This window comes from Bradyrhizobium sp. UBA2491, from assembly GCF_002341725.1.
In the GTDB taxonomy this organism is placed as follows: Bacteria; Pseudomonadota; Alphaproteobacteria; order Rhizobiales; family Xanthobacteraceae; genus Bradyrhizobium.
The window spans coordinates 88,912-110,876 of record NZ_DDOP01000060.1 but is presented as its reverse complement, the minus strand read 5'-3'; the positions used below and the strand labels follow the sequence as shown (position 1 = coordinate 110,876).

18 protein-coding genes are annotated in these 21,965 nt (G+C 65.3%); 4 read left to right on the top strand and 14 right to left on the bottom strand.

The genetic code is table 11. From position 1 onward, the window contains the following. Window positions 1-148: 148 nt before the first annotated feature. Complete coding sequence (locus B2W55_RS20405; RefSeq protein WP_024581221.1) at window positions 149-604, top strand: Lrp/AsnC family transcriptional regulator; 456 nt, start codon at window positions 149-151, stop codon at window positions 602-604. 136 nt (window positions 605-740) lie between these two features. Here B2W55_RS20405 and B2W55_RS20400 read toward each other — a convergent pair whose 3' ends face one another. Further along, window positions 741-1,238, bottom strand: a complete 498-nt coding sequence (locus B2W55_RS20400; RefSeq protein WP_024581220.1) for a hypothetical protein — start codon at window positions 1,236-1,238, stop codon at window positions 741-743. Between the two features lie 73 nt (window positions 1,239-1,311). Beyond that, a complete protein-coding gene (locus B2W55_RS20395) occupies window positions 1,312-1,653 on the bottom strand; it encodes a hypothetical protein (protein WP_192827272.1) in 342 nt (113 codons plus the stop codon). A gap of 191 nt (window positions 1,654-1,844) precedes the next feature. Between B2W55_RS20395 and B2W55_RS20390 the strand changes: the two genes are divergently transcribed. After that, the gene (locus B2W55_RS20390; protein ID WP_024581218.1) at window positions 1,845-2,765 is read left to right on the top strand and encodes a LysR family transcriptional regulator; all 921 of its coding nucleotides are present in this window, start codon (window positions 1,845-1,847) and stop codon (window positions 2,763-2,765) included. Between the two features lie 328 nt (window positions 2,766-3,093). Here B2W55_RS20390 and B2W55_RS20385 read toward each other — a convergent pair whose 3' ends face one another. Genes B2W55_RS20385 through B2W55_RS20375 form a run of 3 tightly spaced genes read right to left on the bottom strand, consistent with a single transcriptional unit; the run spans window position 3,094 to window position 6,333 of the window. Continuing rightward, window positions 3,094-3,879: a fumarylacetoacetate hydrolase family protein gene (locus tag B2W55_RS20385; protein WP_024581217.1), complete on the bottom strand. Its 786-nt coding sequence runs from the start codon at window positions 3,877-3,879 to the stop codon at window positions 3,094-3,096. A 12-nt stretch (window positions 3,880-3,891) separates the two neighbouring features. Further along, the gene (locus tag B2W55_RS20380; protein ID WP_024581216.1) at window positions 3,892-5,256 is read right to left on the bottom strand and encodes an LLM class flavin-dependent oxidoreductase; all 1,365 of its coding nucleotides are present in this window, start codon (window positions 5,254-5,256) and stop codon (window positions 3,892-3,894) included. A 24-nt stretch (window positions 5,257-5,280) separates the two neighbouring features. Then, window positions 5,281-6,333 carry an Ldh family oxidoreductase gene (locus B2W55_RS20375; protein WP_024581215.1) on the bottom strand — a complete coding sequence of 351 codons (1,053 nt, stop codon included), beginning with the start codon at window positions 6,331-6,333 and terminating at the stop codon, window positions 5,281-5,283. Window positions 6,334-6,735: 402 nt separating this feature from the next. Here B2W55_RS20375 and B2W55_RS20370 point away from each other — a divergent pair, with 402 nt between their 5' ends. Beyond that, window positions 6,736-10,851 (top strand): bifunctional diguanylate cyclase/phosphodiesterase, encoded by a 4,116-nt coding sequence (locus tag B2W55_RS20370; RefSeq protein ID WP_024581214.1) that lies wholly within the window; start codon window positions 6,736-6,738, stop codon window positions 10,849-10,851. Here B2W55_RS20370 and B2W55_RS20365 read toward each other — a convergent pair. After that, window positions 10,825-11,166, bottom strand: a complete 342-nt coding sequence (locus B2W55_RS20365; protein WP_024581213.1) for a hypothetical protein — start codon at window positions 11,164-11,166, stop codon at window positions 10,825-10,827. The genes B2W55_RS20370 and B2W55_RS20365 overlap by 27 nt on opposite strands. Before the next feature lie 57 nt (window positions 11,167-11,223). Continuing rightward, window positions 11,224-11,694 (bottom strand): cupin domain-containing protein, encoded by a 471-nt coding sequence (locus B2W55_RS20360; protein ID WP_244442205.1) that lies wholly within the window; start codon window positions 11,692-11,694, stop codon window positions 11,224-11,226. A gap of 217 nt (window positions 11,695-11,911) precedes the next feature. Here B2W55_RS20360 and B2W55_RS20355 point away from each other — a divergent pair, with 217 nt between their 5' ends. After that, complete coding sequence (locus B2W55_RS20355) at window positions 11,912-12,511, top strand: 3-keto-disaccharide hydrolase (RefSeq protein ID WP_024581211.1); 600 nt, start codon at window positions 11,912-11,914, stop codon at window positions 12,509-12,511. A 57-nt stretch (window positions 12,512-12,568) separates the two neighbouring features. On the opposite strand, the gene B2W55_RS20350 is transcribed toward B2W55_RS20355, so the two are convergent. The 7 genes from B2W55_RS20350 to B2W55_RS20320 form a co-directional block, all read right to left on the bottom strand. Then, the gene (locus B2W55_RS20350) at window positions 12,569-14,071 is read right to left on the bottom strand and encodes a hypothetical protein (protein ID WP_043855265.1); all 1,503 of its coding nucleotides are present in this window, start codon (window positions 14,069-14,071) and stop codon (window positions 12,569-12,571) included. 92 nt (window positions 14,072-14,163) lie between these two features. After that, entirely contained in the window at window positions 14,164-15,270 is a 1,107-nt protein-coding gene (locus B2W55_RS20345) for a glycoside hydrolase family 5 protein (RefSeq protein ID WP_024581209.1), read from the bottom strand. Between the two features lie 58 nt (window positions 15,271-15,328). Beyond that, the gene (locus B2W55_RS20340) at window positions 15,329-17,638 is read right to left on the bottom strand and encodes a GumC family protein (RefSeq protein ID WP_024581208.1); all 2,310 of its coding nucleotides are present in this window, start codon (window positions 17,636-17,638) and stop codon (window positions 15,329-15,331) included. Window positions 17,639-17,791: 153 nt separating this feature from the next. Beyond that, entirely contained in the window at window positions 17,792-18,544 is a 753-nt protein-coding gene (locus B2W55_RS20335; RefSeq protein WP_029879107.1) for a polysaccharide deacetylase family protein, read from the bottom strand. Continuing rightward, window positions 18,541-19,356 carry a class I SAM-dependent methyltransferase gene (locus B2W55_RS20330; RefSeq protein ID WP_024581206.1) on the bottom strand — a complete coding sequence of 272 codons (816 nt, stop codon included), beginning with the start codon at window positions 19,354-19,356 and terminating at the stop codon, window positions 18,541-18,543. The genes B2W55_RS20335 and B2W55_RS20330 overlap by 4 nt, the downstream gene beginning before the upstream one ends. A 4-nt stretch (window positions 19,357-19,360) precedes the next feature. After that, on the bottom strand, window positions 19,361-20,803 hold the full coding sequence (locus tag B2W55_RS20325) for a lipopolysaccharide biosynthesis protein (protein ID WP_024581205.1): 1,443 nt from the start codon (window positions 20,801-20,803) through the stop codon (window positions 19,361-19,363). Further along, window positions 20,797-21,723, bottom strand: a complete 927-nt coding sequence (locus tag B2W55_RS20320) for a DUF6492 family protein (RefSeq protein WP_024581204.1) — start codon at window positions 21,721-21,723, stop codon at window positions 20,797-20,799. Before B2W55_RS20320 ends, B2W55_RS20325 begins: the two co-directional genes overlap by 7 nt. Window positions 21,724-21,965 lie beyond the last annotated feature (242 nt).

The following is a 21,965-nucleotide window of genomic DNA, read 5'->3' as shown; positions in this document are numbered from 1 at the left end:
CCTCCGGGAATCGCAATGTCTGACCGGACGAGGCTATGCCCTGATGCCTGGTAGGTCTTACCTATCTGTTCGATCGATAGCCAAAAATCGGTAGAGATTCGCAAATTTGTGGCTCATGTGGTAAAGTCTACCGGATTGGAGCTGACGCATGGTCGAAGAGCAAGACGCGCGGATTCTCGCCGAACTGCAAAAGGATGGCCGCGCCACCAACCAGCAGCTGGCCGACACGGTCGGGATGTCGACCTCGGCGTGCTGGCGCCGGGTCCGCGCGCTGGAAGAGTCCGGCGTCATCTCGGGCTATTCCGCGCTGGTCGCGCGCGAGCCCGCAGGCTTTGCGACCTCGGCGATCCTGCATGTCTCGCTCGAGCGTCACGACGTCAAGTTCGTCGACGAGTTCGTCGCGCGGGTGACGAAGCGCCGCGAGGTGCTGGAATGTTTCGCGACCACCGGCGACGCGGACTATCATCTGCGCGTCGTGGTGCGCGACATGGACGCCTACAATAGATTCCTGGACGAATTCATGTTCCGCATTCCCGGCATTCGCCACGTCCGCACCAACGTGATCCTGAAAGAGATCAAGACCGGCGTGGCGCTGCCGTTTTGAGGTGGAGTTTTCTCTCTTCGTCATTCCGGGGCGTGCGAAGCACGAGCCCGGAATCCATTACTCCATGCGTTATGTGGCCTGATGGATCCCGGGCTCTCGCTTCGCGAGCCCCGGAATGACGAAAGGGAAGGGCGCGCTACGCTTCTGCCTTCTTGGCCCGCATCAGGATCATGAACACCATCACGTGGCTGACCAGCAGCAGCGGCACATACAGCGCTGGAATATAGATGCCAGCGCCGAACAGGCCGGGATCCGCGTTCTTCGTCGCGCCCATGTAGTAGGCGTTGAGCAGATCCAGCGTGCCCCAGACGTTGAACAGCCAGACGAGCGGAATGGCGATTGGCCAGCGCCACGACAGTGCCGCCATCGAAAGCAGCGCGAGAGTTGCCGCGGTCAGGTCGCCCCAGCCGACCGCGCCGGCAAACACCGGGTTCACGTCCGGCGACACGAAGCCGGTGACCAGGAAGTTCATCCCGAGGAACCGGAAGGCATGGAAGGCCGCAAGCAGCCGGAGCGCCTCGTGGCGCGGCCAGGTGCGGAGCGCCGGCCAGACATAGGTGACAGCCACCGCTGCACTGGCGAGAAATGCACCGGCGACGCTGAGCAGGAATGGAACGTTGAGACTGACTGGCACGACCGGTTTCCTCTGTTTGTCGGTCTGGACGGAGGAGGCCAAACCGTCGGTCGGCTTCGACCTCGGCTTGCGCTCACGGCTTGGCGATGAGCAGGCGCAGCGGCAGTAGCGGGCCGACTGCGATGTAGTCGTGGTCCATCAGGTCGAGCTTGGACAGCGGCAGGCCTTCCATGATCGCGTGGGCCTCGGCGGTGTCCCTGGCGTCGAGCAGGAAGACGACCCCGCGTCCATCGGATCGCGAATACCATTCGCGAAGCTTGCCGTTGAGATAGAGCTGCACGGTCTGCCGGATTTCATCCGGCATCACCGCCATCACCTGATCGCGGGTGATACCCGGCTTGACGGTCAGGATGACAATCACGCCGGTGGTGACGGTGGAGGTGGTTTGGGCCTGGGCAGGGGAGGGAGCGGTCATGGCGGTGGCGCCTGTCAGAGTGAGGGTGAGGGCGAGGATTGCGTGACGGATTGCTGTCATCGGTCGAGTCTCTCCGTTCACGACTGATGTCGTGATGTCGCGTGGCCCAGCGTGCATCGCGGCGCCGGGCTCGTAGGTTCGATGTAGGGCGGCTTTCCGGAGGCGACTATTCGCGATAATGTTGACAGGCCATGAAGCAGAACTTCACAGTCCGGCAGGGCGCGCTCGACGGCGTGGAGGCATTCCTCAGCGTCGCCCAGCACCGCAGCTTTCGCCGTGCGGCGACCGAGCTCGCGGTGACGCCGTCGGCGATCAGCCAGGCGGTGCGCGCGCTCGAGGCGCGCCTCGGCGCCGTGCTGTTCATCCGCACCACCCGCAGCGTCGGCTTGACCGAGGCCGGTGAACGATTTCTCGCACGCGCCCGGCCCGCCTTCGAAGAGCTGGTCGCTGCGAGCGGCGCCGCGCGCGAGCTCGGGCAGAAGCCGGCCGGGCTGCTGCGCCTCACCGTGCCGCGCTCGGTGGTGCCGATCCTGCTGGAGCCGCTGATCGCTTCATTCTGCAAGGCGTATCCGGAGATCGAGGTCGAACTCGCCGCCAGCGAGGAACTGGTCGACCTCGCCGCCGGCGGTTTCGATGCCGGCATCCGGATGGGCCAGTTCATCAACCCGGACATGGTCGCGGTGCGCCTGACCAAGCCGTTCCCGTTCGCCGTCGTCGGCAGCCCGGACTATCTCGCGCGCCGCGGCCGGCCGAAGCGTCCCGACGATCTGCGCGAACACGCCTGCCTCAGGCTGCGGCGATCGAACGGCGGGCTGGCGCCATGGTCGCTGAACGATAACGGTCGTTCGATCGAGCTGGCCGTATCCGGCTCCTTCATCGGCCACGACTTCCCGACGCTGGTCGGCGCGGCGCTCGAAGGTGTGGGGCTGGCGCAAGTGCCCGCACCGCTGATATCAGCTGCCGTGAAGGACAAGAAGCTCGTGCGCGTGCTGGATCAATTCGCGCCGACAACGCCGGGCGTGTTCCTGTACTATCCCGGCCACCGCCAGATCCTGCCGAAGCTGCGCGCGTTCATCGACCATGTGAAGAGCCGGCCGGCGACCGTGCGGTGAGCCATCCGGTCTGTGCACTTGATGCATGACGCCCGATGCTTCAACAAACTCAGTGTCGGACCGGCGCAGGCCGGGACCATAACCACGAAGGGCTATTGTTGCGCGACGTTGGAACGATGAGCCCCGCCTACGAGACTCGCCGCGGCGTATGGGTCCCGACCTTCGCCGTGACGACGAATGGAGAGAATATAACTAGTTCCATACCGTCATCCTGAGGTGCGAGCGGAGCGAGCCTCGAAGGATGTGCGGCCCGGCTGGTGGCCGTCGATCCTTCGAGACGCGCGCGTTGCGCACTCCGCAGGATGACGGGGCTAGGGCGCTCGAGCCCTCACACCTTCTCCTTCACGAACCTGTTCCGCAACGTCCCGATGCCGGTGATGTCGATCTCCACCACATCGCCGTCCTTCAAATCAGGCGAGGCGCCGTCGGTGCCCATCCAGATCACGTCGCCGGGCGACAGCGTGAAGTACTTGCTCAGCTCGACCAGGAAGGGGACGATGCCGAAGATCATCTCGTTGGTGCGGAAGCGGCCGGTCTCCTTGCCGTTGACGCGGATCGCGGTCTCCATGCGGTCGAGATCGACGTCGGTCTCGATCCACGGCCCCATCGGCTTGAAGGTGTCGGCGTTCTTGGCGCGCCACAGCCCGCGGTCGGCCTTCTGCCAGCTGCGTTCGGAGACGTCGTTGCCGATGGTGTAGCCGAACACGCAATCCATCGCATTGGCTTCGGTGAGGTGCTTTGCCGTCTTGCCGATCACAACGACCAGCTCGCCCTCGTAATGGATTTTCTCGGTCGCGCTTGCCGGGATCACGACGTCATCGTCATGCGCGATCAGGGCGTTCTGGGCGCGGTAGCCGATCTCGGGGCGGTCGGGAACGTTCGGCACCGTGCCGGCCTTGTCGGCGGCTTCCTTGAGGTGCTTCAAATAATTCAGCCCGACGCAGTAGAAGGTGCGCGGGACCAGCGGCAGCTCGATCTTGACGTCCTTCAAGGCGTGGGTCTTGGACGTCTTGCTCCATTCGCCGAATGGATCGCCGTTGACCGTGGTCACGGTGTCACCCTCGACCAAACCCCAGGACGTGTTGCCCGCGGCGGTGAATTTCAGCCAGCGCATGATGATGTCCTTCTATTCCGCCGCTTGCGCGCGGGTCTTCCACGCGCCAGCAGCCGGACGCTTGAGGCCGAGATTCTCGCGCAGCGTCGTGCCCGCATAGTCCTTGTGGAACAGGCCGCGCTTCTGCAACTCGGGTACCACGTGGTCGACGAAGTCGGCATAAGAGCCCGGCACATAGCTCGCGGCGACGACGAAGCCGTCGCAGCCGCGGCCTTCGAACAATTCCTCCAGCCGGTCGGCGATCTCCTTCGGACCGCCGACGATCGCATCCTGCACCTGGGCGCGGCCGGAGAAGGTGATGAAGTCGCGGGTCGAGGGATTGCTCTTGCCGGAGGCGCGCAGCACGCCGTCACGCATGCCGATCATGCCTTGCATGCCCTGCAACTCCTCCGTGGTCAGCGGCTCGTCGATCGGCTTGGCGCCGAAATCGAAATTGAGCGCTTCCGCCAGCAGCGACAGTGCGTCGATCTCGAGCGGCAGCTTCTGGATCACGGCCATGCGATCCTCGGCTTCCGCCTTGGTGGCGCCGGCGATCGGCGTGATCAGATTGCACAGGAACATCTGGTCGGGATCGCGCCCGGCCTTGGCGGCTTCACCGCGGATGGCGTCGTAATTCTGCTTGGCGTGCGCGAGATTGCGCGCCGCGGTGAAGATCACTTCGCCCCAGCGGCCGGCAAAGCGCTGTCCGCGGCCGGAGGCGCCGGCTTGCACGATCACCGGATGCCCCTGCGGTGAGCGCGGTACCGTGAACGGACCGCGCGAGCTGAAGAACTCGCCCTTGTGATCGAGCCGCTTCACCTTGGTCGGATCGGCAAAGCGGCCGCTCTTCTTGTCGATCACGAGCGAGCCGTCTTCCCAGGAATCCCAATGGCCGAGCACCACCTCCATGAACTCATCGGCGCGGTCGTAGCGCGGATCGTGATCGAGATGCTGCGCCTTGCCCATGTTGAGCGCTTCGCCGTCATTGACCGAGGTCACCACGTTCCAGGCCGCTCGGCCACCCGTCATCAGGTCGAGCGTGGCGAAGCGGCGGGCGACGTCGAACGGCTCGAAATAGGTGGTCGATGCGGTCGAGGCGAGGCCGAGCTTGGTGGTGACCATGCCCATCGTGGTCAGCACCACGATCGGGTCCATCTTCACGCAGCGGATGCCGTATTCGACGGTGTGGGCGTGGTCGTTGTTGTAGCGGTCGGGCATCGCGAGGCGGTCGTCGAAGAACGCCATGTGGAACTTGCCGCGCTCCAGGATGCGCGCGATCTCCTGGTAGTAGTCCGCCGACATCGAATCGTCGCGCGATTCCGGGTGGCGCCAGGAGCCCGGCAGGTTGGTACAGTTCTGCGCCTGCAAGAAGCCAACCAGCGCCATTTGCCGTGTCATGTCGTTCTCCCGTGTCCGGATTTGTCAGCGCAGGTTGAGTTCGTCGGCGAGCTTGTAATCGACGGCGAGGGCCTTGAGCTTCTCCCAGGTCGCATCCTCGATCTCGATGCCGTTCTTGCGCCGCTCGAGCTCGCGCAGATGTTCGACCTCGCCGGGATAGAATACGCCGCGGCTTCCCTCCGACGGTGGCGTCGATTTCAGGTAGCGCGCGAAATCGGCGACCTCCTTCTTGAAATCGAGGAGCGGCCGGAACGCGGCGACGTTGAACACCGCCATGAAGCAGCCGTCATTGTGCCGGCCGGTCGGCTCGACGCCGAAACCGAGGCCGGTCAACAGCCCGCATAGCACCTCGACCATCGCGGCGAGGCCGGAGCCCTTGTAGCCCTCGCTGCCACCGAGCGGCAGCAGCGCGCCGCCCTTGCGATAGTCCTTGGGATCGGTGGTGTCGCGGCCCTCGGCATCGATGATCCAGCCCTTCGGGATGCTTTCGCCGCGCGCCACCGCGAGCTGGATCTTGCCGGCGGCGACCGCCGAGGTCGCCATGTCCAGATAGAACGGCGCCTCGAGATCGGAGGGCACCGCGATCGACAGCGGGTTGGTGCCGAGCCGGGCCTCGCGGCCGCCGAACGGCGCGACATGCTTCGGCGAGCGGCCGGAATCGGCTGCCGCGATCCCGATCATGCCTTCGCGCATAGCCATCAGCGGGTAATGCGCGAGCCGCCCGACATGGCTCTGCCGGAACACGGTGCAGGCCGCGACATTGGCGGTCCTGGCCTTGTTGATGGTCATCTCCATCGCCTTGGCGTTGACGTGGAAGCCGAACCCCCAATGGCCGTCGATCACGGTCGTGGTCGGCGTTTCCTGCACGATGGTCCATTTGGCGCCGGGCACGATGTGGCCGGCCTTGATGCGGTCGATATAGGTCGGGATCGCGATCACGCCGTGGGAGTCATGGCCGGCCAGATTGGCGTTGACGCAGCCGGAGGCGACGGCGTTGGCCTCCTCCTCCGATGCGCCGGCGCCCCGAAGCAGCGCGGCGCCGATACGCGTGAGACGGTCGGCCTGGACGATCGGCATGGGAATTTCCTCGCGCTTCGCCCGCATGAGGCGCGGGTCTTGCTTGCTGTTATCGGCGTCATGCTCTCAAAGCGCGGCTGGCCGAGCAAGGCCGGAAAATCCGGTCGGCCATACCGCCAGCAGGGTGCTCCCGCCGATGTTTTCACCGAGCGGAACGGGCGCGGTCGCGATGCGGAATTTTGGCCGCCTGCCGGCGTGAACCGGGCGGCGATCCGCATGTTCCGGCCCGCCGCCTCAGCCTGGCACACAAGGGTCCGTAATATCCCGGGAAACCGCCCGCCGCGTTCGTCAGCCGTTTACTCTGTCGCGCAACTTGCCGGATACACTAACCATCACTTAGGCCTCTTGCGGGCAATGTTCCGCGCCAGTTTGAAGGGGTTGGCCCCGGGGCCTTCAGGGAACGTGCAGTCGACCATCGGGCGTACATTCGCGGCGTTGAATGCCACCAACGAAGCGATCCTGTACGCGAAATCACCGGAAGAACTATACGGCAAGGTCTGCGAAGCCGCTTTCTCGAGCGGGAGCTTCCTGGCTGCGACCGTGTTTTTGCTGGAGCCGGATACCGGTCTGCTGACCTTCGCGGCCGGCTACGGCGAGGATGTCGCGCGGCTGCGCAGCATCACGATTTCCACGCTCGCCAACACGCCGGAAGGGGAGGGCGTCGCGGGACGGGCGTTCCGTGACCAGACGGCTTGCGTCAGCAACGACTATGTCAACGATCCCCGCTCGGCGGCCTGGCGCAGCGGTGCCGCGGCGAGTGGCGTCGGCGCGGCTGCGGCGATGCCGCTGGTCTGTGGTGGGCGCAGCGTCGGTGTCTTCATGGTGACCCGGCGCGAGGTCGGTTCGCTTGGCGAGGAGATCGTCTCGTTGCTCGAGCGCATGGCAGCAAACGTATCCTTCGCGCTCGACAATTTCGACCATGAGACGTCGCGCAAGAGCGGTGAGCGGGCGATGCGCCGGCTCAACCGCATGTTCGGCGCGATCAGCGCGACCAACGAGGCGATCCTTCGCGCCAAGACCGAGCACGATCTGTATCAGCGGGTCTGCGATGCGGCGGTGTTCAGCGGCAAGTCCTTTGCCACGGTGGTGCTGCTCGCCGAACCCGATACGCACTGGCTCGAGCCCGTTGCCGGCACCGGCGAGGCGATCGACCTGATCACGCAGACGCGGTTTTCGACCGACCCCGACAATGTCTACGGCAAGGGCATTTGCGGCGAGGCATTTCGAACCCAGCGCCCCTGCGTCGAGCACGACATCCCGACCTCGACCCGCCCGTCGCAGACGCCGATTCGCGGCAGCGGCCTGATGGCCTGTGTCGCGCTGCCGCTGACCCGCTTCGGCCGCAGCATCGGCGTCCTGATCTTCTTCACCGGCAATTCCTGGGCGCGCGATCAGGAGATCATCGCGCTGCTGGCCGGGATCGCCGAGAACGTCTCGGTTGCGCTCGATAATTTCGGCCGCGCCACCGAGAAGGCCAAGGCCGACGCGGAACGTGAGCGGCTGTCGCGGATGTTCGCCGCGCTGAGCGCGACCAACGAGGCGATCATGCGCGCGCGGTCGCGGATCGAGATGTACGAGCTGGTTTGCGCGGCGGCGGCGCATGGCGGCGGGTTCAATTCCACCAGCATCCTGATCGCGAAGCCCGGCGACGATTTCCTGGAGATGATCGCGGTCGCAGGCCCCACCGCCGAGAATGCGCGCCGTCTCAACGTCTCGCGCAGCGATGCCCGCCCCGAAGGGCGCGGTGTCAGCGGCAAGGCGTTCCGCTCCCGGCGCGCCTGCATCAACAACGATTTCCTCAGCGATGTCGCCAACAGCCCGTTCCGCGAAGTCATCGATCGCGAGGACGCGCGATCCGGCGCGGCGTTTCCGTTGATCGTCGACGACGAGCCGGTCGGGGTGATGCTGTTCATCTCCGCCAAGCGCAACACGTTCTCGGCCGAATTCGCCGAGCTGTTGCAGCGGCTCGCCGACAACGTCTCCTTTGCGCTGGGCAGTTTCGACCGTGCCGACGAGAAGGCGCGGACCGAGGAGCAGAAGGAAAAGTTGCGGCGGATGTTCGCGGCACTGAGTGCGACCAACGAGGCGATCATGCGGGCGAAGTCCCGCAGCGAGCTGTTCGATCTGGTCTGCGATGCTGCGGCTGTCGGCGGTCAGTTCATCTCGGCCACCATCCGCCTGGTGCGTCCCGGCGAGGCCTTCCTGGACAATGTGGCGGCTTCCGGCCCCGACCGGATACGGGCCCGTGAAGTCCAGTTGTCGGCCGACGCGACGCGGCCGGAAGGACAAACCCTGACCGGCGTTGCGATCCGCACCCGCAGGCCCTGCATCAGCAACGACTATCTCAGCGACTTCGGACCCGACTCGCATGTCTATCCGGTGGTCCGCGACAGCGGCAGCAAGTCCGGCGCGGCGTTGCCGTTGCTCAAGAACGGCGAGGCGATCGGCGCGCTGGTGTTCCTGTCCAGCGAATTCGGCACCTTCAGCCCGGAGATGATGGCGCTGTTGCAGCGGCTTGCCGAGAACGTGTCGTTTGCGCTGGCCAATTTCGATCGTGCCGACGAGAAGGCGCGGGCCGACGAGCAGAAGGAACGGCTGTCGCGCATGTTCGCGGCGCTGAGCGCGACCAACGAGGCGATCATGCGGGCGAAGTCCCGCAGCGAATTGTATCAACTGGTCTGCGAGGCGGCCGCGACCGGCGGCAAATTCACCTCGACCACGATCGCGCTGGCGCAAGGCGGGAGCGATTATCTGCGGATCGTCGCGATCGCGGGCCCGGCGGCGGGCGGCGCGAGCCAGGTCACGCTCTCGGTCAGCGAGGCGCATGCCGAGGGACGCGGTGCCTGCGGCAGGGCGTTCCGGTCGGGCCAGGCCTGCATCATCAATGACTATTTTGCCGACGCCGACACCGCCGCCTTCCATGAGCGGGCTCGCCTCGACGGAACGCAGTCGGGTGCCTCCTTCCCGCTGATCGTCAGCGGGCAGGTGGTTGGCGTCATGATCTTCGTCGCGATCGAGAAGGACACCTTCACGCCCGAATTCGCCGAGCTGCTGCAGCGGCTCGCCGACAATCTGGCGTTCGCGCTGGAAAGCTTCGATCGCGCCGACGAGAAGCACAAGGCCGACGAGCGCATCGAGTATCTAGCCTCGCACGACAGCCTGACCAATCTGCCCAACCGTGAGACCTTCAACGAGATGCTGCGTCACGCGATCTCGGCGGCGGATCGCCATCGCCGGCAGCTCGCGGTGCTGTTCATCGATCTCGACCGCTTCAAGGTGATCAACGACTCGCTCGGCCATGACGCCGGCGACATGCTGCTGGTGGCGATCGCCGAGCGGCTGCGAGGATCGTTGCGCGCAAGCGACGTGGTGGCCCGGCTCGGCGGCGACGAGTTCGTGGTCATCCTCGAGGAAACCGCCGAACGTCACGACGTCGAGCGCATTGCCGGCGATCTCCTGGTTTCGCTCAGCCAGCCGTTGCAACTCAGCGGGCACGAGTGCCACACCACGGCGTCGATCGGGATCGCTGTGTATCCGGCCGACGGCTCCGACGTGCAGACGCTGACCAAGAATGCGGACATGGCGATGTATCTCGCCAAGGAGGACGGCAAGAACGGCTTCCGCTTCTTCTCCAACGAGGTGCGGGCACAGTCGATCGAGCGCCTGACGATGGAGAGCGCGCTGCGCCGCGCGCTGGAGCGCGACCAGTTCTCGCTCGACTATCAGCCCAAGGTCGACATGGCCAGCGGTGAGATCAGCGGCGTCGAAGCGCTGTTGCGCTGGAGCCATCCCGAGCTCGGCAAGGTCTCGCCGGGGCAATTCATCCCGCTTGCCGAGGAGGTCGGGTTGATCGTGCCGATCGGCCGCTGGGTGCTGAAGGAAGCCTGCGCGCAGAACATGGCCTGGCAGCGCGGCGGCCTCAAGGCGGTGACGATGGCGGTCAACCTCTCGCCGCGGCAGTTCGGCGATCCGCATCTGCTCGACGACATCGACGAGGCGCTGGTGGCGAGCGGCATGCCGCCCGAGCTGCTGCAACTCGAGGTCACCGAGAGCATGGTGATGCGCAATGTGACGCGGGCAGTCCGCGTGCTCGATGCGATCCAGAACCGCGGCATCCGGCTGGCGATCGACGATTTCGGCACCGGTTACTCGTCGATGTCGCTGATGAAGCAGTTCCCGATCGACACCATCAAGATCGATCGCTCCTTCGTGCGCGACCTGCCCGACGATTCCGAGGACGTCGCGATCGCGCAGGCGATCATCAGCATGGGCAAGGCACTCGGCATGACCATCGTCGCCGAGGGCGTCGAGACCTCCGAGCAGCGGGAGTTCCTGCGCGCGCATGCCTGCGACGAGATGCAGGGGTTCCTGTTCAGCCGGCCGCTGCCGCCGCGCGATCTTGCCGAACTGTTGAAGTCGGCGCCGGTGCTGACCGCGCCGCCGCTGCAACCGTCATGGGAGGATGAGGCAGCCGGTGAGGCTGTGCCGGATCTAGGGCGGAAACGCGCTGTCGTCTGAAGGCTGCACCGGCAGGTCGCGGACGTCGGAATCCGCGGATGCGACCTTGCGCGAGAAATCATAGGGCCAGGGCAGCGTGGTCTGGCCGGCCAGCGTCTGCCGCAATACGAGCGCGCCGTCGGCAAACCGGGCGCCGTCGGGCAGGCGGAGCTTGTGGCACCAGGTGGCGGGCAGCGGCTCGGCAGCATCGCGCATCTCGAATGCCGGGCCCCACCACCACGCGGGCGCGGGCGGTCGCTCCGGTTCGGCAATACTGCGCCAGCGTGCGAACTCGTCGACGATCCGGGCAAATTGCGGCTTGGCGGCGGGGTGCATCGAATGCCCTTCCTCTGGCGCACGATGATAACATCGGCGCCATCCCGCGCAATGCGGCTACTTCTGCTCAACCTCGGTCGCGGTCGCCGGGCCTTCGCCCATGATCAGCAGCACGGCGTCCTCGTCCTTGGCACCGTCCCAGTGCACCTGCTTGCCGTAATGGGTGACGAAGCTGCCCGCCGGCATCGCCACGGTGCCGTGATCGGGATCGAACTTCGGACCCGAGCCGACCCACCAGGTGCCCTTGAGCACGACGATGTAACGGTCGTTGGGGTGGAAGTGCGGACGGCTGAAATGATTGCCCTTGGTCCATTTGGTGTAGACCATGTAGAAGCCCGGCTTCGAGGGATCGCCGACCACGACGGCGTTTTGCGCGCCGCGCGCGTCGACCGGGCTCCAGGGGATCTGGTCCGGCAGCTTGTAGGTGACGGCGGCCGGATTGAGCTCGGCGGCGGAGCTGACGCTCAGCATGCCGGCAAGGGCCAGTGGCATCATCAGGTAGCGCCAGGATTGGTTCGATGCCGTCATCGTATCCTCCCAGATCAGTGTTCTCGGGCAACTGCCGCGCCCGTATCCACGTGATGCTATTCGCTCCCGCTTCCGCCGGGCAAGACGCGTCCACGCATGTCTGATCTCAAGATTGCGACATCGGCCCGTGACACAACGCAACTGCAACATGAAAAACGGATTTACGCCGTTGCTGGCAATGATAGGTTGCGCGCCAACAAAAAACGGGAGGACGACCGTGAAGAAGCATTTGTCGATAGTGGCGTCGGGATTGATGATCGGTGTGGCCGCGCTGCAATTTTCCACCGCCGCATCGGGGCAGGACGGTTGGGTCACGCTGCTCGACAGCACCAAGAAAGGTGACTGGGACGAGGTCGGCAAGGCCAATTGGGCCATGAAGGACGGCGCGCTGGTGGCCGACAAGCTCGACGGCAAGGAGCTCTCCTATCTCGTCAGCAAGACCCCCTACAAGGATTTCCAGATCAGGGCCGAGTTCTGGACCGACGAGGATGCCAACAGTGGCGTCTTCATCCGTTGCGAAGGCAACAAGGTGATCGACTCCAAGGTCTGCTACGAGGTCAACATCTTCGACAAGCGGCCGGATCCGACCTACGGCACCGGCGCGATCGTCGACGTCGGCAAGGTCGATCCGATGCCGAAGGCGGCCGGCAAGTGGAACGTCTACGAGATCACGGCGCAGGGGCCGCATTTCGTGGTGACGCTGAACGGCCAGAAGACCGTCGACGCCCAGGACTCCAAGCACGCCAGCGGCTACATCGCGCTCCAGTATGGTTCGGGCGTGGTCAAGTTCCGCAAGGTGCAGATCAAGCCGCTCTGACGGCGCGCAATTGGAGCCCGGTCGCGGCGCGGCCGGGCTTCCGCGCGCGTATCGCAGCTACGGATTGGAGGCCGCCGGATCGTCGCCTTGCGTGCGCAGATGATGGCCGATCACCAGTCCGGTCAGGCATAGCAGCAGTCCGAGCGCCGGCGGCGCAAACAGCGCCTCTTCCTGGAAGATGCCATTCACCAGCACGACCATCGTGCCGAACGCGGCGAGCCCTTGCGTGAGGATTCCGGAAGAGGCGTACAGGCGCCAGGCCTTCAGCGCCATCGCCAGGAAGAAGCCGAGCGGCACCAGCGCGCCGATGCCCATCTGGTAGAGCAGCACGCCGACGGCGCTCTCGACGGCGCCGTCCATGGTGCCGGCCGCCTGCGCGGCGTTCCAGTCGATCGAGAAATAGCCCTCGGAGAGGTTGCCGCCGACGCCGAGTCCGCGGCCGATCGGGTTCTGCCGAAAGCCGTCCCAACCGCCCATGAAGCCGATCACATGAAAGTCGCCGATCTGCAGGCCGATATAGATCGCCGCGATCGCGTAACCCACGAGCCCGACCAGCGCGACGGCAAGCGTGATGGTCGCGCCGAACAGCCAGGTCGCCGTCCAGGCGAGGGCGACGAAAATCACCAGGATGAGCGCGCCCTTCACGCTACAGCAGATCAGCAGCGGGACCGCGACCAGCGCCAGCCATCGATAGCCGACCGCGAACAGGAACAGGATCGAGAAGGCGATCCCGTAACCGAAACTGATCGGGCTCATGTTCGGTCCAAAGATGCGCATCATCGACGAAAGGCCGAGGTCCTCGAACAGCGGGCTGTTGAGGAAACTGAAGCGGAAGCGATCGATCAGATCGACCGGGACGTTGCCGGTCTGGCGCATCTCGGCTTCCCAGGCTCCGGAGCGGGTCGCCTTCAGCTCGTCGAAGTGCCAGAACGTATAGCCGTTGGTGATGCTGAGCCAGAAATCGCGAAACAGCAATTCGACATATCCGCAGACGATCAGCATCGCGGCAACCGTGACGAGGAACGGCGTGACGCGGATCTCGAAGCTTGCGGCAGTCAGCAGCGACAGCTGGAACAAGAACAGCGGCAAGGCAATGTTGCGCAGATAGACCAGGGCCGCATGCGAGTCTTGCGTTGCTCCCAGCAGGAAATATGCCGTCACGGTTGCAAGGGTGACCAGCCCCCATCTCATGATGCGGTCGATCTCGGCAGAGTGCTTGCGCTCGTGCAGGATATACAGCGTCAGCGTGACCAGCCACATCACGGCGCAGACGAGGAAGTTGTAGCCCTTGACGAAATCCATCTCCTGCTCGGTCGTCATGTAGGACGACAGGATCGAGACGAACAGATTCTGGAAGAAGATGATGAAGATGGCGATCGACGGCGCATAGGCCGGTGCCGCGAGCACGATGGCGCAGCCGATCAGGCTTTCGACGGCGATCGCGAGCCCGGCGTTGGCTGCCTGCATGATCGGGGCGAACGCGATCGATGCCACGGCAATGCCGAGCGCAGGAACGAGGTCGCCGGCCAACAGCGGCCGCGGGGCTATCTCTGCTCGCACAGGCTCTGACCTGGATGTCCGGATGTGTGGCGTGCCACACGCGCATCGCCGATCTAGCCACCCATTGTGTAAGAACCGGTTAACCAGATCGGTTAGCGCGTCCCCAGCAGCGCCTTCAGCGCTTCGCGATCGAGCTTGCCGGTCACCGCGTCGGCCAGGCCAAAGCCCTGCATCATTTCCCAGTGGGTCCAGCCCCAGCACTGCTGCCGGGCGTAGTCCGTGACCCCGGCAAGCCAGCGCAGCCGGCTGTCGCGCGGCGCGCCGGCCTTGAGCACGCCGAATTCGTTGATGATGATCGGACGTGAGTATTTTTGCTGCCAGGCGGCCGCGGGCGCGAGCCATTTGTCGATGCCGCGGTCGGGGGTGGCGCGGTCCACCATCGCCAGCGCCTCGCGATGGTTCTGCGCCGTGAGCTGCGCGCGCAACTGTTGAACCCTGGGATCGTCGGCCCGGATCGGATAGGGCAGTCCGGTGACGTCGTGCAGTGGTTCGTTCTGATCCCAATGCGCCTGATGGGTGAACACCATCGGGTCGTAGAAGTGGATGGCATAGACGACATTGGGATCGTCGAGCGGCGTGAACCCCGGCAGCGAATCCGCGCGCTGCCAGTTGACCGGGCCCGTGATCAGGGTGGTTTGCGGAAGCAGATTGCGGATGAAGCCGGCGAGATCCCGGACCTCGCTTTGCCATTGTGCCGCATCGACTTCGGGTTCGTTCAGGAGCTCGGCGAAGACGCGATCGGAGGGATAGCGCTGCATGATCGTCGCGAGTTCGCCCCAGGCACTCTTCATCTCGATCATGGCCGCGGCAGGATCGTCCTTGTGCAGCGGGTTGAAGCGCTCGCCCGAATGCAGGTCGATCGACACGGCATAGCCGAGCTGGAGCAGTGTCTTCAGCGCGGCGTCGACGGTTTGCATATGCCGGTCGATATCCAGCTTGCTGGCGAACCGTGGCATGACGTCGTCGGCGGGCACCGGCAGCCGGATATGGGTCAGGCCGGCCTTGCGCAGCGCGAGCAGCAGGCTGCGCGGCGGCGCCGATCGCGGATCGGCGATCCAGCCGTCGGCATTGACGCCGCGTGACAGCGCCTCGAGCCGGTCCGCGGGAACGCCTTCGATCAGGCTGGGGCAGGCCCGTGCGGCGACCGACAGCAGAACGGATGCGGCGGCGATGATCGCGGTGATCGAGGGCCTCAGCATTGGACGGTCAACTCGCGAACGGAGTACGGCGCACGCCTCGGCGTGGCTGGCGCGCCGCTCACGCATACTGCCTGTCGTGCTGCTGGCTTGCAGCGGGAGACTGCAACTCGTCGAGAACGACGCCCGCGAGCTTGCGTTCGGAGCCGCCGAGCGCGGCGATGATGTCTTCCATCGACGCGTTGATGTCGCGATCAACCGGCAGTGCTGCAACCAACCCATCGGCGATGTCGAACAGCCGCCGTTCAGCCGCGCCCCAAGGCATCGGCGGTCCGTCGAGGATCACGAGCTCGTGGTCGCCGGCGGCGCGCGCCTGCGCGATCGCCTTGAGGATTGCCGCGTTGGTCCTGGCCGGATCATCCTTGATCGCCGGCAGGATCGCGATGCCGTTGACGGTGTTGACGGTGGAGGCAACCTTGCTGCCGATGGTGAGCCAGTCGAGCCGGCCAGGCTTGCTCTGAGCCGGATGCGCGACCCTGTCGGTCAGGGCGTGGACGGTCGTGTCGGCGTCGATCAACAGGACACGGGCACCGTCGCGCGCGGCGGCCAGCGCGATGTTCAGCGCGACGATGCTGCGATCGGAAGCGCCGCCAGTGCCGATCACGGCCAGCACCGGAATGGCGGTGCCGGCCGCCAGCGCCGCATGGATCTGCCGCATCGTGTTCGAGAACGGGCCCAGCGCCGAGCTGGTGCGCAGTGTCGGCCAGCCGAACCGGGTGACGTCGGCGGGGCTGTCGCCGGTCAGGATTCCGCCGAGCGTGCGAATGACGTCGGATTCCTGCAATTCGGCAATCAGCGGCTTCTCGATCACCGGCCGGTCGATCTGGCGGGCCGCCGGCCGCGCCAAGGGGGTGGCCGCCACGGATTGCTTGGCGTCGGCCGGCGCCGGCTGCCGCTCTGCGGCGGCGTCCTGCTTCGGCTGGAGCTTCGGACGAATCGGATCGGCGCCGGGCGCCAGCTGGTTGGCGGTGACGAACCAGGCCGCGGCAGCGAGCCCGCCGAACATGAAGCCGATCATCGCGAGCACGCTCATCGCCGGCGGGAAGGTGCGCTGCTGCGGGATCGTGGCGTCGCCGATCACGCGCGCGCTCGAGGTGTTGAGGCTCTCCTGCTCCTCGGTCTCGCGCGAGCGCTTGAGGAAGGACTGATACACCTCACGGCTGGCTTCGACTTCGCGGTCGAGCTGGCGCAACCGTACCGACGCCTGGCCCATCTGTACGCTCTGCTGCTTCTGGACGTCCAAGGCCTTGGCGAGCGATGCCTCGTAGTCGCGGGCCCGGGTCAGGTCGTTCTTCGCGGACAGTGCAAAGCGGTCGATCTCGTCCTTGATGGAGCGTTTGAGGTCATCGACCTGCTGTGCGACCTGGCGCAGCATCGGATGCCGTGGCCCGAGGTCGCTCTGCAACTCGGCCTGCCGCTTCTTCGCCTCGGCGTATTGCGCGCGCAGATTGGCCATGGTCGGTGACTGCAATGCTTCCGGGATCGCGCCCGGGTCCATCGATCCGCGTCGGCTGGCCTCGATCTGGTCATACTTGGCCTGGGCGTCGAGCGTCTGCGCCCGCGCGGCGGCGAGCCGCTGGTTCCCGAGCGAGAGCTGCTGGTCGGTCAGCAGATTGTCCTGCGAGCCGACGAAATTGTTCTGCGCCTTGTAGGTCGCGAGCGCCTCTTCGGCGTTGTGCAGGCGCTGCTGCAACTCCTTCAACCGGCCGGAGAGGTCGCGGGTGGCGCGCCGCGCCGCGTCGGCCTGCGACTGCTTGGATTCAGTGAGATAGGCCTTGGCGATCGCGTTGGAGAGCATCGCGGCCTTGGCCGGGTCGTGCGACCAGACGTCGATGTCGACGATGAAGGTGCGATCGGTCTTCTTGACGTTGATGTGGCGGTTCAGCGTGTCGAGCGTCTTCATCTCGATCTGCTGTTGCTGCTCCGCCGTCTGCCGCGGCTCGATGCCGAACAGACCGAGCAGCGAGCCGAACAGGCCCTTGCCCGCAACGCCGGCGCCGAACTCCGGATCCTTGACGAGATTGGTGTCGCGGATCACCTGGAGCAGCACGTTGTTCGACGTGATCAGGCGCGACTGGCTTTCGACCACCATGGCGAGGCCGGAGACGTCCTGGGCGCGCGGGGTCAGCTCGCGATCGACGAGTTGCAACTCGCGCGGATCGACATAGAGCTGGGCACCTGCGGTGTATTTCGGTGTCAGGCTCTTGCCGATCGCAACCGCGACGCAGGCGCAGAGTAGGGCCGCGGACAGGATCGCGACCTTGCGCTCCCACAGCAGCCGGATCAGTTCGAGCACGTTGAAGCCGGCCGGGCCTGTGGCCCGGCGCGGCTCCGACTTGGCCCGCTCTATCGGCTGGTCGTAGCTAAGCATCGACCCCAGCTTCCATCTGAATGGCCGCACGCATCGGCTGAGGAGCAATCTTTCGGGCCACGCAACGCGCACCGGATGACGCGGAAAGGACGCAACACGAAAAATTAACCATACTCATTCGGGAACTATTCACTAGAAAGGCAAACAAAGCGTTTAAGCTCGGGCGCATCGGAACGCCTCCGCCATCGTCAATACCGGCATGTTGCGCCGTGCCGCCGCCTCCAGCGTGTAGGTCATGAGGTCGGGCGAGCAGCCGTAGAGGCTCGGCGCGTCCGCGACGTCGTGGCTGTAGAAAATTAACCAGCCGTTAGTGTTCGCCGCCTCGCCAAAGGCCGTATCGATCCGCTCGCGGGACATCTGGCGATCGATCAGCGGCATGGCGCGCAGGAACTGGAGGTCGACCTCGCCGCTGTTGACGCCGGGCATGATGCTGCGGCAGGTCCGGAATTCGGACTTCAACTGATGTTTTCGCGCATAGGAGCCGTAGCCGAACGGGTAGGCGAAGGTCTCGACCGGCATGGTTGGGTCGAGTGAGTGGAGATAGGTTCGATTGCGCGCGATCTCCGCGGTGAGTGAACCCTCGTCGAGGTCGCAGGCGCGACGGTGCGAGAAGGTGTGACAGCCGACCTCATGGCCGCGGCGATGCAGCGAGACGACATCATCGGCGTTGCCGGTCGCCCAGAAGCGTGCGTCGAGCCCGACCAGCCCGCCCGACACGTAGAACGTGCCGCGGGCGCCGTAGGATTCGAGGATATCCGCGCCCAGCGTCGCGGCGCTCTTCGGCAGATCGTCAAAAGTGAAGGACACCATCGGCGCGGCGTTGTTCAGGCGAAAACGTTCGACCTGGACATGCATCGCGAGCCGGTGGCTGACCTTGACCCTGGCTTCCGACCACAGTGCATTCATGAGCCAAGCTTCCGCAAGATCACATGATAGTCGCCGTGCCGGACGTCGATCTTGCCCGGCAGAAATGCATTCATCGTTCGGGCCAGCACGTCGACCGCCGCGGCGAGCAGCGGCTTGCGCCGGCGCATTTCGGGATAGCGCGGGCTCTCATATGTCTTCCGGTAGATCACTTGCAGCCCGCGCTGCGCCACGAACGCTTCCAGATTGGCGAGCGTCACCATTGGATGGAAATGGGTCGGGAACGGTGCCTCGCCTGGCAGCCCGGCTTTCGGCTTGCCGCGGATGTGGCGATAGAACCAGACGTGGAACCAGTGCGGTGAGTATTTGGTGACGACGCCCGACAGCGATTTCGGGTTGGGCGCGCCGATCAGCAGCAGCCCGTTTGGTTTCAACGCCTCGCAGAAGCCGCTCAATGTGGCTTCGACATCGGGGACGTGCTCGATGACATTGTAGCAGATGATCAGGTCGAACCGCTGCGTCGGGAAGCGATAGGTCTGGATGTCGCCGAGCACCGCTTCCTGCGCGTAAGTGTTGTTGCGGATCTGGTCGGGGTCGTTGTCGACGACGGTGACATGGGCGCGGTCCAGCACGCCGAGCGGCAGGTAGCTGGTCGAGCCGCCGCCGGCCTCGTAGATCGCAAGCGGTCCAGCCGGCAGCCGGGCCTCGAGGATGCTGTGAACCGTCAACAGGCTCTGCTTGGCTTCGCCGGGCGGCAATTCGAGCAGCGAGTCCGGATGGACGACCGCGGACGCCGCCACCGGCAACTCGGCGGTCGGATCACTCCGTGAGGCAAGCGCAAGGGATTCGGTCATCGGCTTATCCAACGTTGCTGTTTGCGAGTTTGGTGCGGAACATGATGAGGCCTTGCTTGAGCCGGCCGCGCAGGCGCGCGATGTCGAACAGCCAGCAGAGCGCGGCGTAGACCGCGAACCCCGCACCGACCAGCACGATGCTGGCGGGCAGATCGGCGAGGTGCAGGGCGCGGTCCAGCGCCCCCACCGTGAGCGCCATCGCGAGCGCGGCGATGACGATCAGCGCGAGGCGGCCGAGCGGGATCGGAATCGGATAGGCCAACCGGGTCAGCAGCAGCGCGCAGGCGAAGCCCGCGACGTCGGCGCCGAGGCGCGCCCAGGCTGCGCCGACCGTGCCATGGAGCCTGACCAGCGCGTAGGACAGGATCACGTTCGCCGCGATGATCGAGGCGGTGTTGATCAGATAGAACGAGTTGCGGCCAGACAGCAGGAAGCTCGCATGCAGATATTGCTGCGTCAGCACCTGGAACAGCACGGCGAGCGCGATGACCGGCATGATCTCGCCGGCCAGCGCGCGGAAGTCGGGGCCGAGGATGACGTTGGCGACATGCGGGGCGATCACGGCGAAGCCGAGACAGGCCGGCAGCGTGACGCCGGCAAGCAGTTCGAGGCAATCGGCGAGATGGGTCCTGACCGCGGCGTCGCCCTGCCGGGCCTGGATCTGCACGGCCATCGGGAAGAAGGCCGCGGCCATGCTCATCGCCGGCATCATCAGGGTTTGGCGCACCAGGTCGAGCGCCGCGACATATTTGCCGGCGTCGGCGGCGCCGATCAGGTTGGCGATCATGAAACGGTCGGTCACGCTCGAGATCGCGAGCAGCGTCAGCGACAAGGTCAGCGGCAGACCGGTGCGGGCGAGCGATCGCAAGCCGGCGTGGTCGAAGCTGATGATGGTGCCGCGCCAGGCGCTGCGTGCCTGCACCAGCACGGCGACGAGGTAGGCCGAAGCCGCGGCGAGCAACAGCACGAAGCCGGTCGGGCCGATCAGCGCAACGACGACGCCAAGGGCGAGCAGGGCGCCGGCGCGAACCAGCGTTGCCCTCATGACCGAGAGCGCCTTCAGCCGCGCGCGCAGTAGATCCTGCGTCAGCTCGAACAGGCCGATCGCGATCGAAAGCGCGACGGCGGCGAACGCCGCGGTGGCATCGAGGCCGACCAACCGGGCCAGCAGCCAGGTGATCGGCGCGGTGAGGCAGCAGATCAGATAGCCCGACGCCACCAGGCCGCGGATGTCGGTGCCATCGTCGCGGGCATGGCCGCTCAGGATCAGGTTACGGAACCAGCCAACGAGGAACACCGAGATGACCGACGCGAAGCCGGTGCCCAGCAGATAGATGCCGTAATCATGCGGCGCGAACAGCCGCGTGAAGACGAATACGCTGAACAGCCCAAGCAGCGCCGAGAGCACGTTGGCGGTCAGGTTGATGCTGGCCTGTCCGATCAGCATGATGCGGCGAACTCCGCCGGCCGGGTGACCGCCGATGATGTCAGGATCGTGCCGCTCTCGGCCACGACCTCGCGAATGGTCGCGACCGGCGTGCCCGAGAAGGATGCGATGGAGAACGCGACGTCATCCGTGTCGGCGCGCAGCAGCAGCCGGGTGAGCTCGTCCTTGCTCAGTGTCGGGTCATCCCAGTAGCTGATGCATTGCGCCTTGGGCACGATGCTGTGGTGCTGCGCGGCGGGCGCGTCGTTCTCGACGAAGAAGCCGTACAGCAGATATTCGGAGAACTCGCGGGTCCGGCACAACGCCTCGATCCAGCTCATTCCGGTGACCGCCTCGATGCGCTCGGCAAGCGCACGGGTGGTCTCTTTGTCCCAGAAGATGATGTGTCCGATGAAGTCCGGCGCCGGAAACGGCGGTGTCGACAGGCCGATCAACTGGTGGCTGGTCTCGAGCCAGCGCGAATGCCGCGGCTGGTCGGCGGTCACGGCGTCGGCGATCCGCAGCAGCGGGATCGCGTTCGGCTGCTGGAAGCGCGCGAGATCGAAATCGCGAAAGAACACGATGTCGGAATCCAGGATGCAGAACCGCTCATAAGGCAGCGCGATGGTCGCTGCGATCTTCAGGATCTGCTGCACGTGCCACCCGTTCACCGGCTTGGCCCGCAGCGACCACCAGAACTGGCGGCGCTTGCGCTGGATCATGCGCGGCAGCGGCCGCAGCCAGTCAGGCAGGAAGGAAGAGGCCGGAATGATGATGCGGCGATCGCTCGCCAGCGGCGCGAACAGCGACAGATCGCAATCCGGGACCAGCAGATAATGCTTGGAGAACGACGTGACGTGGCGATCCACGCTTTCGCAGAGCAGCGTGCAGATTTCCAGATCGCGCCCGTAGGTCGGGGTCAGCAACGCGACAGGGGTCATCTCGTAACTCTCTCCGGCGACACTGTTTCAGGGCGGAACATCGTGGCCGCCAGACTTGTCCTGAACCCCAGTTCAGCAAGATCGGTGCCGGAGTATTTTGATGACCCTATCGACGGCGTTGATGGTTAATCATTGGTAAATGCCTGCGCGCCGCCGCGGTTAACGGATCAGAAGCCATCACGCGGCTGCGCGATTTTGACGCTGGATCGCGCCGTTGCCCGGATATTGCAGTGGTCATGCCA

Bases quoted from the DNA above. Each gene is read 5' to 3' on its own strand.
- B2W55_RS20390 (WP_024581218.1), top strand. From the start codon at position 1,845: ATGAAGCAGAACTTCACAGTCCGGCAGGGCGCGCTCGACGGCGTGGAG.
- B2W55_RS20380 (WP_024581216.1), bottom strand. From the start codon at position 5,256: ATGACACGGCAAATGGCGCTGGTTGGCTTCTTGCAGGCGCAGAACTGT.
- B2W55_RS20365 (WP_024581213.1), bottom strand. From the start codon at position 11,166: ATGCACCCCGCCGCCAAGCCGCAATTTGCCCGGATCGTCGACGAGTTC.
- B2W55_RS20345 (WP_024581209.1), bottom strand. From the start codon at position 15,270: ATGCTGAGGCCCTCGATCACCGCGATCATCGCCGCCGCATCCGTTCTG.
- B2W55_RS20395 (WP_192827272.1), bottom strand. From the start codon at position 1,653: ATGACCGCTCCCTCCCCTGCCCAGGCCCAAACCACCTCCACCGTCACC.
- B2W55_RS20405 (WP_024581221.1), top strand. From the start codon at position 149: ATGGTCGAAGAGCAAGACGCGCGGATTCTCGCCGAACTGCAAAAGGAT.
- B2W55_RS20320 (WP_024581204.1), bottom strand. From the start codon at position 21,723: ATGACCCCTGTCGCGTTGCTGACCCCGACCTACGGGCGCGATCTGGAA.
- B2W55_RS20385 (WP_024581217.1), bottom strand. From the start codon at position 3,879: ATGCGCTGGCTGAAATTCACCGCCGCGGGCAACACGTCCTGGGGTTTG.
- B2W55_RS20360 (WP_244442205.1), bottom strand. From the start codon at position 11,694: ATGACGGCATCGAACCAATCCTGGCGCTACCTGATGATGCCACTGGCC.
- B2W55_RS20375 (WP_024581215.1), bottom strand. From the start codon at position 6,333: ATGCCGATCGTCCAGGCCGACCGTCTCACGCGTATCGGCGCCGCGCTG.
- B2W55_RS20330 (WP_024581206.1), bottom strand. From the start codon at position 19,356: ATGACCGAATCCCTTGCGCTTGCCTCACGGAGTGATCCGACCGCCGAG.
- B2W55_RS20335 (WP_029879107.1), bottom strand. From the start codon at position 18,544: ATGAATGCACTGTGGTCGGAAGCCAGGGTCAAGGTCAGCCACCGGCTC.
- B2W55_RS20340 (WP_024581208.1), bottom strand. From the start codon at position 17,638: ATGCTTAGCTACGACCAGCCGATAGAGCGGGCCAAGTCGGAGCCGCGC.
- B2W55_RS20325 (WP_024581205.1), bottom strand. From the start codon at position 20,803: ATGCTGATCGGACAGGCCAGCATCAACCTGACCGCCAACGTGCTCTCG.